The organism is unidentified bacterial endosymbiont (assembly GCF_918797525.1).
In the GTDB taxonomy this organism is placed as follows: domain Bacteria; phylum Pseudomonadota; class Gammaproteobacteria; order Enterobacterales; family Enterobacteriaceae; genus Enterobacter.
The window spans coordinates 3,358,914-3,372,195 of record NZ_OU963893.1; the positions used below are offsets into that span (position 1 = coordinate 3,358,914).

12 protein-coding genes and 5 tRNA genes are annotated in these 13,282 nt (G+C 52.6%); 6 read left to right on the plus strand and 11 right to left on the minus strand.

Features of this window, described 5'->3' with window-relative positions; translation table 11 throughout:
• The 4 genes from galT (at position 1) to gpmA (ending at position 4,189) form a co-directional block, all read left to right on the plus strand.
• Entirely contained in the window at positions 1-1,047 is a 1,047-nt protein-coding gene (gene galT / locus NL510_RS15965) for a galactose-1-phosphate uridylyltransferase (RefSeq protein WP_253378094.1), read from the plus strand.
• A 3-nt stretch (positions 1,048-1,050) separates the two neighbouring features.
• The gene (gene galK / locus NL510_RS15970) at positions 1,051-2,199 is read left to right on the plus strand and encodes a galactokinase (RefSeq protein ID WP_253378095.1); all 1,149 of its coding nucleotides are present in this window, start codon (positions 1,051-1,053) and stop codon (positions 2,197-2,199) included.
• The gene (gene galM / locus NL510_RS15975; RefSeq protein ID WP_253378096.1) at positions 2,193-3,233 is read left to right on the plus strand and encodes a galactose-1-epimerase; all 1,041 of its coding nucleotides are present in this window, start codon (positions 2,193-2,195) and stop codon (positions 3,231-3,233) included. Before galK ends, galM begins: the two co-directional genes overlap by 7 nt.
• Before the next feature lie 203 nt (positions 3,234-3,436).
• Complete coding sequence (gpmA, locus tag NL510_RS15980; protein ID WP_253378097.1) at positions 3,437-4,189, plus strand: 2,3-diphosphoglycerate-dependent phosphoglycerate mutase; 753 nt, start codon at positions 3,437-3,439, stop codon at positions 4,187-4,189.
• Positions 4,190-5,170: 981 nt separating this feature from the next.
• Here gpmA and aroG read toward each other — a convergent pair.
• Positions 5,171-6,223 (minus strand): 3-deoxy-7-phosphoheptulonate synthase AroG, encoded by a 1,053-nt coding sequence (gene aroG / locus NL510_RS15985; protein ID WP_253378098.1) that lies wholly within the window; start codon positions 6,221-6,223, stop codon positions 5,171-5,173.
• 302 nt (positions 6,224-6,525) lie between these two features.
• Here aroG and NL510_RS15990 point away from each other — a divergent pair, with 302 nt between their 5' ends.
• Together NL510_RS15990 and zitB are read left to right on the plus strand one after the other, a co-directional pair.
• The gene (locus NL510_RS15990) at positions 6,526-6,906 is read left to right on the plus strand and encodes a protein YbgS (RefSeq protein WP_253384957.1); all 381 of its coding nucleotides are present in this window, start codon (positions 6,526-6,528) and stop codon (positions 6,904-6,906) included.
• Between the two features lie 99 nt (positions 6,907-7,005).
• On the plus strand, positions 7,006-7,944 hold the full coding sequence (zitB, locus tag NL510_RS15995; protein ID WP_253378099.1) for a CDF family zinc transporter ZitB: 939 nt from the start codon (positions 7,006-7,008) through the stop codon (positions 7,942-7,944).
• Here the strand turns inward: zitB and pnuC are convergent.
• From pnuC to tolB, 10 genes are all read right to left on the minus strand, one after another.
• A complete protein-coding gene (gene pnuC / locus NL510_RS16000; protein ID WP_253378100.1) occupies positions 7,941-8,660 on the minus strand; it encodes a nicotinamide riboside transporter PnuC in 720 nt (239 codons plus the stop codon). The two genes, zitB and pnuC, sit on opposite strands and share 4 nt — an antisense overlap.
• 22 nt (positions 8,661-8,682) lie before the next feature.
• The gene (gene nadA / locus NL510_RS16005; RefSeq protein ID WP_253378101.1) at positions 8,683-9,726 is read right to left on the minus strand and encodes a quinolinate synthase NadA; all 1,044 of its coding nucleotides are present in this window, start codon (positions 9,724-9,726) and stop codon (positions 8,683-8,685) included.
• Positions 9,727-9,894: 168 nt separating this feature from the next.
• Positions 9,895-9,967: transfer RNA gene (locus NL510_RS16010), tRNA-Lys, on the minus strand.
• Positions 9,968-9,990: 23 nt separating this feature from the next.
• Positions 9,991-10,066 (minus strand) — tRNA-Lys (locus NL510_RS16015).
• Positions 10,067-10,113: 47 nt separating this feature from the next.
• A tRNA-Lys gene (locus NL510_RS16020) sits at positions 10,114-10,189 on the minus strand.
• A 3-nt stretch (positions 10,190-10,192) separates the two neighbouring features.
• Positions 10,193-10,268 (minus strand) — tRNA-Val (locus tag NL510_RS16025).
• A 27-nt stretch (positions 10,269-10,295) separates the two neighbouring features.
• Positions 10,296-10,371, minus strand: a tRNA-Lys gene (locus NL510_RS16030).
• Positions 10,372-10,532: 161 nt separating this feature from the next.
• Entirely contained in the window at positions 10,533-11,327 is a 795-nt protein-coding gene (gene cpoB / locus NL510_RS16035; protein ID WP_253378102.1) for a cell division protein CpoB, read from the minus strand.
• A gap of 9 nt (positions 11,328-11,336) precedes the next feature.
• Positions 11,337-11,858 (minus strand): peptidoglycan-associated lipoprotein Pal, encoded by a 522-nt coding sequence (gene pal / locus NL510_RS16040; RefSeq protein WP_253378103.1) that lies wholly within the window; start codon positions 11,856-11,858, stop codon positions 11,337-11,339.
• Positions 11,859-11,893: 35 nt separating this feature from the next.
• Positions 11,894-13,186 (minus strand): Tol-Pal system beta propeller repeat protein TolB, encoded by a 1,293-nt coding sequence (gene tolB / locus NL510_RS16045; RefSeq protein ID WP_253384959.1) that lies wholly within the window; start codon positions 13,184-13,186, stop codon positions 11,894-11,896.
• Between the last annotated feature and the right edge of the window lie 96 nt (positions 13,187-13,282).

The window sequence follows — 13,282 nt, forward strand, 5'->3', positions numbered from 1 at the left end:
ATGACACACTTTAATCCCGTCGAGCATCCGCATCGTCGTTTTAACCCCTTAAGCGGACAATGGATTCTGGTCTCACCGCACCGCGCCAGGCGCCCCTGGCAGGGGGCGCAAGAGACGCCTGCGAAGCAGACCCTTCCACAGCATGACCCGGACTGTTTTCTGTGTCCGGGTAACACCCGCGTCACGGGTGATACCAACCCGGACTATAAAGGCACCTACGTTTTCACCAACGATTTTGCCGCCCTGATGACCGACACGCCGGATGCGCCGCAAAGCGATGATCCGCTGATGCGCTGTGAAAGCGCCCGCGGCACCAGCCGTGTTATCTGCTTCTCTCCCGATCACAGCAAAACGCTGCCGGAGCTGAGCGTTGATGCGCTGAAAGAGGTGGTCAGTACCTGGCAAGCGCAAACCGCAGAGCTGGGCCAAACATACCCGTGGGTGCAGGTGTTTGAAAATAAAGGCGCGGCTATGGGTTGCTCCAACCCGCATCCGCACGGGCAGATCTGGGCGAACAGCTTCCTGCCAAACGAAGCCGAGCGTGAAGACCGCCTGCAAAAAGCCTACTTTGCGCAAAACGGCTCGCCGATGCTGGTGGATTACGCCCGCCGTGAGCTGGCCGATGGCAGCCGTACGATCGTTGAAACCGAGCACTGGCTGGCCGTGGTGCCGTACTGGGCAGCCTGGCCGTTTGAAACGCTGCTGCTGCCAAAAGCGCATGTGCCGCGTATTACCGAGCTTAGCGACGCGCAGCGCGACGATCTTGCGCTGGCGTTAAAAAAACTGACCAGCCGTTACGATAACCTTTTCCAGTGCTCTTTCCCCTACTCGATGGGCTGGCACGGCGCACCGTTTAACAGTGAAGAGAACCCACACTGGCAGTTGCATGCCCATTTCTATCCGCCGCTGCTGCGTTCTGCGACGGTGCGTAAATTTATGGTGGGATACGAAATGCTGGCTGAAACCCAGCGTGACCTGACGGCGGAACAGGCGGCAGAACGTCTGCGTGCCGTTAGCGACGTCCATTATCGCCAATCAGGAGTTTAAATAATGAGTCTGAAAGATAAAACACAATCCCTGTTTGCTGAAAAATTTGGCTACCCTGCCACCCACGTTATTCAGGCGCCAGGCCGCGTTAACCTGATCGGTGAACATACCGACTATAACGACGGTTTTGTTCTACCTTGCGCCATTGATTATCAGACGGTCATCAGTTGCGCGAAGCGTGACGATCGCATAGTGCGCGTGATGGCCGCCGATTACGCTAACGAGACGGACGAATTTTCGCTCGACGCGCCGATTATGTCTCATAACAGCCAGCAATGGTCGAACTATGTGCGCGGTGTGGTGAAGCATCTGCAAAAGCGTGACACAAATATCGGCGGCGCCGATTTAGTGATTAGCGGCAATGTGCCTCAGGGCGCGGGTTTAAGCTCCTCGGCTTCACTCGAAGTGGCGGTGGGTACCGTCTTCCAGCAGCTTTATCATCTGCCGCTGGACGGCGCGCAAATTGCACTCAACGGCCAGGAGGCAGAAAACCAGTTCGTGGGCTGTAACTGCGGCATCATGGACCAGCTGATCTCCGCGCTGGGCAAAAAAGAGCATGCCCTGCTGATTGATTGCCGATCGCTGGGAACGAAAGCCGTTCCCCTGCCGCAAGGCGCGGCGGTGGTTATCATCAACAGTAACTTCAAACGTACGCTGGTGGGTAGTGAGTACAACACCCGTCGCGAGCAGTGTGAGACCGGAGCACGCTTCTTCCAGCAACCCGCCCTGCGTGATGTGTCTCTGAATGAATTTAATAACGTGGCGCACGAGCTGGATCCGGTGGTGGCCAAACGCGTTCGTCACGTACTGACAGAAAATGCCCGTACCGTTGAAGCGGCCTCTGCGCTGGCGAAAAGCGACCTCAAGCGCATGGGTGAACTGATGGCACAATCCCATGCCTCCATGCGCGATGATTTCGAAATCACCGTTCCACAAATCGACACCCTGGTAGAGATTGTAAAAGCGACCATCGGCGAAAAAGGCGGCGTGCGCATGACTGGCGGCGGCTTTGGCGGGTGCATCGTTGCGCTGGTGCCCGAAGAGCTGGTCCCGGCCGTTCAGGATGCGGTGGCAAAACAGTACGAAGCCAAAACCGGCATCAAAGAAACCTTCTATGTTTGTAAAGCATCACAAGGAGCAGGACAGTGCTAAATGAAACGCCAATCCTTGCACCGGATGGCCTGCCGTACCGCCTGTTAACCTTGCGCAACGGCGCGGGGATGGTGGTTACGCTGATGGACTGGGGTGCAACCCTACTTTCCGCTCGCGTCCCCCTGCCTGACAGCAGCGTGCGCGAAACCCTGCTTGGCTGTGCGTCACCTGAGCAGTATATCAACCAGACCGCCTACCTCGGCGCATCGGTGGGACGTTATGCCAACCGCATCGCTAAAAGCCGTTTTGAACTCGACGGCGTGCGCTATCCGCTGCAGTCGAGCCAGGGCGAGAACCAGCTGCACGGCGGACCGGAAGGCTTTGATAAACGCCGCTGGAAAATCGCGCGGCAAAATGACAGCGAGGCGCTGTTCTCGCTCCATTCTGCCGATGGCGACCAGGGCTTCCCGGGCAATCTCACCGCCACTGCCCGCTTTACGCTCACCGACGATAACCGTATTGCCATTGAGTACCGTGCTACGGTCGATAAGCCGTGTCCGGTTAACCTGACCAACCACGCGTATTTCAACCTCGACGGCAATCAGGGCGATATTCGTGACCATAAGCTGCAGATCCTGGCCGATGAATACCTGCCGGTCGATGAGATGGGGATCCCCTCTCAGGGGCTGAAATCCGTGAGCGGCACCAGCTTTGATTTTCGCCGCGCAAAGATTATCGCTCAGGATTTCCTGAGTGATGACGATCAGCGCAAGATGAAAGGTTACGACCATGCTTTCCTGCTGCAGGCAAAAGGCGATATAAAGCAACCTGCGGCGCAGGTCTGGTCTGCCGATGAAAAGCTGCAGATGACGGTCTATACCACCGCGTCTGCCCTGCAGTTCTATTCAGGTAACTATCTGGGCGGCACAACGGCGCGTGAACAGGATAAGTACAGCGACTGGCAAGGTCTGGCGCTGGAAAGTGAACTCCTGCCAGACAGCCCAAACCATCCGGAATGGCCACAGCCAGACTGCGTGCTGCGCCCGGGTGAAGCGTACATTAGCGTGACGGAATACCATTTTATTCCTCACTAACCTTCAGCCCTCCGTCCGGGGGGCTTTTTCTTCTCGCCTTGCTGAAAATAGCGCCGATCACAGACAAAATCATAACCCTGCCTTCACAAGCACCTTACACTCAGAGACTATTTTCGCTATGGTTAGGGTTAAGCGTTGCCGCTGACACAGAGACGGCAATATAATGAGAATTGTTATCATTCAAAATGCTTGAGGAGTAAGACATGGCTATTACTAAGCTGGTTCTGGTGCGTCACGGCGAAAGCCAGTGGAACAACGAAAACCGCTTCACCGGTTGGTACGATGTTGATCTGTCCGAGAAAGGCGAAAGCGAAGCTAAAGCAGCAGGCAAGCTTCTGAAGGAAGAAGGCTTCAGCTTTGATTTTGCTTACACCTCGGTGCTGAAACGTGCCATCCATACTCTGTGGAACATTCTGGATGAGCTGGATCAGGCCTGGCTACCGGTTGAGAAATCCTGGAAACTGAACGAGCGCCATTACGGTGCGCTGCAGGGTCTGAACAAAGCAGAAACCGCTGAAAAATACGGAGATGACCAGGTTAAACAGTGGCGTCGCGGCTTCGCGGTCACCCCACCCGAGCTGACCAAAGATGACGAGCGTTTCCCGGGCCATGACCCGCGTTACGCGAAACTGACCGACGCAGAGCTGCCAACCACCGAAAGCCTGGCACTGACCATCGACCGCGTGGTGCCTTACTGGAACGAAACCATCCTGCCACGCCTGAAAAGCGGTGAGCGCGTGATTATTGCCGCTCACGGTAACTCCCTGCGCGCCCTGGTGAAATACCTGGACAACATGGGTGAAGATGAGATCCTTGAGCTAAACATCCCGACTGGCGTACCGCTTGTGTATGAGTTCGACGAAAACTTCAAACCTGTTAAGCACTACTATCTGGGTAACGCAGAAGAAATCGCGGCGAAAGCGGCGGCAGTAGCGAACCAGGGTAAAGCGAAGTAATTTTTCACCTGGCATAAAAAAAGTGCGGACTTTTTTATTACTCGTATTAAATAGAATATAAATGTATAAAAGACCTATTAATTAGGTCTTTTATTTTTCCTTAATAAAGTTGTTAATTTTTGCTGTTGCCGCCCACATAACTGACTTTACCTGCCAGTCCGCGTCAATGTGCGAGGATAGATTCCCTGTGTTAAAATTCATTGGTTAGACAAGGAGGATAAAACATGAGTAAACGAAGTGATATAATTGATGGACGTCAGAGTCATCTAAAATATGGACTGAATTACACAGAAGTTCTGGGATGGATTAATTTAGGGCATGCACCGGGGGCTGATATCAGAAATCTGTTACAGCGTATTGATGCAGGTGAATCCTCTGGAAAAGCAATGCCCTTCAGGAATCGGTATATGTGGGCCCATTAAATGGTGCAAAAACAGTGGTTGTCCGGGTTGTATACAATTTCACATAACAATTATTCTGACAGCGGATCGTATAAAGGCTTCAGGTTCTTTGAGGTATCCAGTTTTTCCCATCGAACTACATTCAGACATAATGCTACAAGCGATCACTCTCGTGAAGTGCCCCCAACGAACAGGGGTTCACTTTACACGGCGTTAGTGAAATGTTATCAGTTATAATAGTCATCAATGAATTATTGCCTGAATGCCTCACTGGACAGTGGATCTACGCTGTTTCATGTAATGATTATTTTTATCCTGCCGGTATGATCGTGCCCGACGATAATCCGCATTTCAATTGAGGTATTAGCAGCGGTTTTATGATATTCGACAAAGCCACTGATATCGTCATCTCTGCCATTAATCGCAATACAGAGGCAAACTTGACTGATGATTTTTATATATACAAAAAATAGAGTGATCAACCAATTGATATATATGATTAAATCACTCTCTCGATGAGTTATTGTGCACGCTCAACTAGAAAGAAGTTGCCCCGCGCTTTTTTATTTTCACATTCGAACTAACCGCGACGGGCTTTCACCGCATTCGCCAGCTGGCGCAGCAGTGTGTCGGTATCGTCCCAGCCGATGCAGGCATCAGTGACACTCTTACCGTAAACCAACGGCTCATTGCCTTCCAGGTTTTGGTTACCTTCAACCAGATGGCTTTCGATCATCACCCCGATCACTGCGTGTTCACCACCGGCGATCTGTTGGCAGACATCCGCGCCCACTTCCATCTGCTTTTTGAACTGCTTGCTGGAGTTGGCATGGCTGAAGTCGATCATCACCTGTGGCGGCAGACCCGCTTTCTCTAGACCCGTTTTGACCTCTGCTACATGTTTCGCGCTGTAGTTTGGCTCTTTACCGCCGCGAAGGATGATATGGCAATCGCCGTTACCGCTGGTGTTCACAATGGCGGAATGCCCCCATTTGGTGACGGACAGGAAGCAGTGCGGCGCACCCGCAGCATTGATCGCGTCAATAGCCACCTTGATGGTGCCATCGGTACCGTTTTTGAAACCAACCGGGCAAGAGAGGCCGGATGCCAGCTCGCGGTGCACCTGAGACTCCGTGGTACGCGCGCCAATGGCTCCCCAACTCATCAGATCTGCCAGATATTGTGGCGTAATCATATCCAGGAACTCACCGGCTGCGGGCAGGCCGCTGTCGTTAATTTCCAGCAACAATTTACGCGCAATGCGCAGGCCGTCGTTTATCTGGAAACTATTATCCATGTGCGGATCGTTAATCAGCCCTTTCCAGCCAACGGTAGTACGCGGCTTTTCAAAATAAACGCGCATCACGATTTCCAGCTCGTCCTTAAGCGCTTCACGCAGGCTGAGCAGCCGGGCCGCATACTCTTTTGCTGCGGCAGGATCGTGAATGGAGCAAGGACCAATCACCACCAGCAGACGATCATCGTTGCCTATGAGGATCTGGTGGATCGCTTTGCGGGCATCAGAGACCGTGTTGGCTGCATTTTCAGTGGCGGGGAACTTTTCAAGGAGCGCTACAGGAGGTAATAACTCATTGATCTCTTTAATGCGTAAGTCGTCGTTCTGATAATTCATTTTCTTTCCAGCTCTGCCATATCTTTAGTAGTGAAAGCAATGCTTTCAATCTATCTTGTCGGCCTGAAAGTGTAAACAGGGTTTTACACCTCACGCAGATAATTCCTGGAATTTGGCTAAAATTCGTCACAAAATAGCGAAAAGTGAGATCTAAACTATGCTTTTTAACTGTAACAACCATTTTTATGTGATTAAACGCGATTCCATACTGACGTAAGTCCGTATGCCGGAATCTTTCGCCTTTGAATAAGATGCACTGTTGGAATGTTATCCAGCGTAACGATAAGAACAGGAGCAGCATGATGAAAATGACGAAACTGGCAACCCTCTTCCTGACGGCCACCCTAACGCTTGCAAGCGGCAGCGTACTGGCCGCCGAAACTGGCGCGTCTGACAGTAACGGTGATGCCAACGCGGCCGCTGAAGCAGGCCAGGTCGCGCCCGATGCAAAACAGAATATCGCCCCTAATAACGTCGATAATAGCCACATCAATAACGGTAATACCAATACCGGCGGCACCATGCTGCATTCGGACGGTACGCACCCAGGTAACATGAGTCATGACGGTATGACCACCGACGAGGTGCATAAAAACTCGATGTGTAAGGACGGCAAATGCCCTGACACCAACGATAAAGTGGGCAGCAATGCCGATACGAAAACCGATGGCACTACACAGTAACCGTGGGTGACATGACAAAGGAGAGCCGATGCTCTCCTTTTTTATTTAAGGGCTTAAAAACGCTACACTTAAAATAATAAAAATATCAGGAAAGATAACATGGCGCATACCCACTCCCACGCTCACGCTTCTGGCGATGACAATGCCAAACGGCTGTTGCTGGCTTTCGCCATCACCGCCACCTTCATGGTGATAGAAGTCATCGGCGGGGTCATTTCAGGCTCGCTGGCGCTTCTGGCTGACGCCGGGCATATGCTTACCGATGCCGCCGCCCTGCTCTTTGCGCTGCTGGCCGTTCAGTTCGCTCATCGTCCTCCTAATGCTCGCCACACGTTTGGCTGGCTCAGGCTCACCACACTGGCCGCATTTGTTAACGCTATTGCGCTGGTGGTGATCACTCTTCTCATCGTCTGGGAGGCTGTCCAGCGCTTCAGGGACCCGCAGCCGATCGCCGGGGGCACTATGATGCTCATCGCCATCGCCGGGCTGGTTGCCAATATTCTGGCGTTCTGGATTTTGCATCGCGGCAGCAGTGAGAAGAATTTGAACGTGCGGGCGGCAGCATTACACGTTTTAGGCGATTTGCTGGGATCTGTCGGGGCCATTCTTGCGGCGCTGATCATCATGGGTACGGGCTGGACGCCTATCGACCCCATTCTTTCGGTTCTTGTCTCATGTCTGGTGCTGCGTAGCGCGTGGCGGCTGTTAAAAGAGAGCGTAAATGAACTGCTGGAGGGTGCGCCTACATCGTTAAACATCGGCGAGCTTAAACGTAATTTATGCCGCTCGATCCCGGAAGTCAGAAACGTCCACCATGTTCACGTCTGGCTGGTGGGGGAAAAACCGATCATGACGATGCACGTGCAGGTCATCCCCGCGCATGACCACGATGCGCTGCTCAAACGCATTCAGCACTTTCTCATGCATCACTATGAGATTGCGCACTCGACCATCCAGATGGAGTATCAGCGCTGTAACGTGCCGGACTGCCACCTCAGCGAAGCGCAGTCCGACCCTTCACATCATCATCACCATTAGCTGGAGAGCGCGTGAGATCCACGCTCACGCGCGCTGTTAATCCACATCCGGCTACCGTTAAGGGCGATGAAGGTCAGCAGCAGATACTCAAGAGACATGGCATAGACGCCCTGCAGGGCAAAAACCACCACGCTAATCACATTGATGATGACCCACAACAGCCAGTTCTCAACGTATTTTCGGGTCATCAGGATCATGGCGGCAATCGACAGCACCATCATGCAGGAGTCCCAGAACGGAAAGGCATCCGGCTGTAGCTCAGGCATTGTGACGTTCAAACCAACACCCGACAACACCGACACCGCGACGCGGGTCAGGAACCCAAATACCGGGTTGATAAAGAACGTCATTAAACCAATGGCAATTACGCAGGCGACGAGCCAGGCAATAGCGTTCGGCAGGGGTAGCCAGCGAATGCGCAGTTCCGCCTCCTGCAGGCTGTTCTGCCGCGACCAGGCGTACCAGCCGTAGATATTCGCCGCGAAGAAAAACACCTGTAAAAGCAGGCTGGCGTACAGTTGTATCTGGAAGAAGATGATCGCAAAGAGCGTAACGTTCACCAGCCCAAACGCGTAATTGCTTATCTTCTCAAGGCTTGCCAGCCAGATGCAGAGTAACCCCGCCAGCGTGCCAACGGCTTCAATCCATGACAGATCATAGCCACCTGTGCCAATCGGTATATGAACCAGAATGTTCTGTGTGCTAAAAAAATCCATCTTTTCCCCGGTGCGTATTGAATTAATGACGAAGTGTAGCCCCAAAATCAAGCATGCGGTTAAGCGGGATCAGCGCGGCTTCGCGCAGCGCGGCATCCACATAAATTTCATGGCTCGCCCCCCCGTTTTCTAACCCTTCAGCAATGGCCTGAAGGCCGTTCATCGCCATCCACGGGCAGTGAGCACAGCTGCGGCATGTGGCCCCCTCTCCTGCGGTAGGGGCTTGAAGCAGCTCTTTTTGTGGTACGGCCTGCTGCATCTTGTAGAAAATACCGCGATCGGTCGCCACGATGAGCTGCTGATGCGGCAACGTTTTAGCTGCAGTAATCAACTGGCTGGTTGAGCCGACGGCATCAGCCATATCGATGACAGACTGCGGGGATTCCGGGTGAACAAGAATAGCCGCTTGCGGGTAGAGTCCCTTCATGCGCGCCAGCGCCTGGGTTTTGAACTCATCATGCACAATACAGGCACCCTGCCAGCAAAGCACGTCTGCGCCGGTCTGCTTCTGGACGTAGTTGCCAAGATGACGATCGGGAGCCCAGATGATCTTCTCGCCATGGCTGTCCAGATGCTCAATCAGCTCAACGGCAATGCTGGAGGTGACCACCCAGTCAGCGCGAGCCTTAACCGCCGCGGAAGTGTTGGCATAGACCACCACGGTGCGCTCAGGATGAGCATCGCAGAAGGCCGTAAACGCGTCTATTGGGCAGTCAAGATCGAGAGAGCATTCCGCGTTGAGTGTCGGCATGAGAATAGTTTTTTCTGGGCTGAGTATTTTTGCCGTTTCACCCATAAAGCGCACCCCTGCGACGAGGAGCGTGGAGGCGGGATGCTTTGCACCGAAGCGGGCCATCTCCAGCGAATCAGAAATACAGCCGCCCGTCTCTTCCGCCAGCTGCTGGATTTCCGGATCAGTGTAGTAGTGCGCCACCATCACCGCATCGCGTTCTTTAAGAAGACGCGTGATCTTCTCCCGGTAGAACTGCTTTTCATCCAGATTTAGCGCAGCGGGCTTCGGCGGGAAAGGATAGATTGCGGCGCCGGGATCAAACATCACACTCATTTTTGGCTTCTCGTTTTACTGGCTTAACAATATTGCCTTGCATTTGCAGGACATAGCAATAATAAGGGCAATTGTGTTTTATATACTAAACAAGATAGCGAATTTAAGCGTAAATGTCACAAGAAATGGATAGCAAAAAGGCGCCTTTAGGGCGCCTTTCTACATAGATGGGTCGTGCAGGATTCGAACCTGCGACCAATTGATTAAAAGTCAACTGCTCTACCAACTGAGCTAACGACCCCCTGCGGGATTTTTTCTTCGAAGTGGTGGGTCGTGCAGGATTCGAACCTGCGACCAATTGATTAAAAGTCAACTGCTCTACCAACTGAGCTAACGACCCATTCGGGTACTGACTTCGAAGATTTTTACTCGGTTCCACTTTAGAAGTGGTGGGTCGTGCAGGATTCGAACCTGCGACCAATTGATTAAAAGTCAACTGCTCTACCAACTGAGCTAACGACCCGAGTGGTGGGTGATGACGGGCTCGAACCGCCGACCCCCTCCGTGTAAAGGAGATGCTCTACCAACTGAGCTAATCACCCACTCTGTACTACCAGTAACGCGTTAAGTGGTGGGTCGTGCAGGATTCGAACCTGCGACCAATTGATTAAAAGTCAACTGCTCTACCAACTGAGCTAACGACCCACTTTTACGTTGTTTTCACGTTGTTTGATATCCCGTGGCAACGGCGGCATATATTACTGATTTATGAATTCTACGCAACAAAAATTTCGACGAAGATCACTTAACTGCTTACGAATCATGCTGCACGACCAGAAATAATGCGATTTCTGGTCATGCGGTAATCATCCCATCGAACTCAGACGTTTTTGCGCCTGTTTTGCACCTTCGGTACCCGGGAATTTTGTGACCACCTGCTGATAGACCGCTTTGGCTTTCGCCGTGTCACCCTTGTCCTGCATGATCACGCCGACCTTAAACATCGCATCCGGCGCTTTCGGCGATTTAGGGTAATTTTTCACCACTGAGGCGAAATAGAACGCCGCATCGTCCTTTTTACCCTTGTTGTAATTCAACTGACCGAGCCAATAATTGGCGTTTGGCTGATAAGTGGAATCAGGGTATTTCTTAACGAAGCTCTGGAACGCAGCGATAGCCTCGTCCTGACGCGATTTATCCTGCACCAGGGCAATGGCGGCGTTGTAATCGGTATTCGCGTCACCGCTCTGTACTGCCGTGCCTGTGGTGGCTGGAGTACCTCCGGCAGCCGGCGCAGGCGTTGCTGTTGCCGCACCGCTCTGATCGCCTGCCGCTGGCTGTGCTGACGCACCACTGCTCAGGCTTTCCATCTGCAGCAAGATTTGCTTTTGACGCTCTACAACCTGGCTGAGCTGATATTGGCTTTCCTGAATCTGGCCGCGCAGAGAATCAATATCGCTTTGGTTATCGGAGAGTTGTTGCTGGAGTTGGGTTAAAAGCTGGCTGTGAGCGTTAGAAATACGCTCAAGTTGAGTGACCCGGTCTTCTACCGAGCCTGAGCCGACACTACTGATTGGCGCCTGAGCAAAAGCGGCCCACGGGGCCGCTATTCCAACCAGTAACGACAGACTCAACAGATGATGTCTGAAGTTACTGCTCATGCAATTCTCTTAGTAAACCAGTACGGCACGACGGTTTTTGGCGTAAGCCGCTTCGTCATGACCCAGTACTGCAGGTTTTTCTTTACCGTAAGAAACGATGGAGATCTGGTCAGCAGAAACGCCTTTACCCTGCAGGTACATTTTAACAGCGTTAGCACGACGTTCACCCAGGGAGATGTTGTACTCAGGAGTACCACGTTCGTCCGCGTGACCTTCTACGGTGACTTTGTAAGACGGGTTGCTACGCAGGAAGTTCGCGTGAGCATCCAGCATTGCAGCGAAATCAGAACGGATGTCGTATTTATCCAGATCGAAGTAAACGATGTTGTTCTGCTGCAGCTGCTGCATCTGAAGACGCGCTTGCTCTTCAGAAGACATGTTGCCACTGCCGTTAGCGTCCATACCCGTGCCCGCACCCATCATGCCTTCGCCGCTCTGGTCATTGCTTGCGTTCTTGTTAGAAGAACACGCTGCGATTGCCATTACAGGCAGAGCGATCAACAGCCCCTTCAGCACTTTGTTCAGTTGCATTTCTGTGATTCCTTTAGTAATCAATTAATTATTATTTACAGATACGGCGACCAGGCAGGTGATTTTACCTGTCCATCAGTTGCCGGAATACGCGCTTTGAAACGCCCATCTGTAGAAACCAGATTCAGCACAGATCCCATCCCCTGAGAAGAGCTGTAGATTACCATAGTGCCGTTAGGTGCCAGACTCGGCGTTTCATCCAGGAACGTTGACGACAAAACTTGTACGCCACCCGCGACCAGATCTTGTTTGGCGATGTGCTGCTGCCCACCATTGGAGCTGACCATCACCATAAACTTACCGTCAGTGCTCACGTCTGCGTTCTGGTTCTGCGTACCTTCCCAGGAAATACGCTGCGGAGCACCGCCGTTGATATTCACTTTATAGATTTGTGGACGGCCTGCCTGATCAGAGGTATAGGCAATGTTCTGACTATCCGGGAACCACGTTGGTTCGGTATTGTTGCTGCGACCATCTGTCACCTGGCGAATCTGACCTGAACCAATATCCATAACGTACAGATTCAGACTACCGGTTTTAGACAGTGCGAATGCCAGTTTGGTGCCGTCAGGCGAGAACGACGGTGCGCCGTTATGACGTGGGAACGATGCCACCTGACGAACGGCGCCGTTAGCCAGCGTCTGGATAACCAGCGCAGAGCGACCGCTTTCAAAGGTAACATAGGCCAGTTTAGAGCCATCCGGAGACCAGGCTGGAGACATCAGCGGCTGCGGAGAACGCTTCACCAGGAACTGATTGTATCCGTCGTAATCCGATACGCGCAATTCATAAGGGAACTGACCGCCGTTGGTCTGAACCACGTAAGCAATACGGGTACGGAATGCGCCTTTAATGCCAGTCAACTTTTCGAATACCGCATCGCTGGCAGCATGAGCCGCATAGCGCAGGTACTGTTTAGTGACCTTGTAGGAGTTCTGAGCCAGAACGGTTCCCGGCGCGCCACCGGTATCAACCAACTGCCACGCGACATTGAATGAGCCGTCCGGGTTAGGCGTAACCTGCCCCACAACAACGGCATCAATCCCCAGAGCAGACCATGCGGCAGGCTGCACGTCCTGCGCGCTACCCGGCTGCTGCGGCAGACGAGAACGATCTAACGGGTTAAATTTACCGCTGTTACGCAGGTCCGCTGCCACGATGCCACCGGCATCTTCAGGCGCGGCGCCAGGCCCCGCCCACTGGAAAGGAACCACACCGATTGGGCGTGCCGAGTCAACCCCCTGGGTTATCTCGATACGTACTTCTGCGTGCAGCACAGCTGCCCACAGCATTAAGAAACTCAATGCTACACGTAATGCCTGCTTCATCATATCTCCCTTATCTGGGTTACCTTACCCATGATAATTTAGCAGAATGTTAACAAACTCAAATAGACAAAACTACCTGAACCCTGTGACTAAACC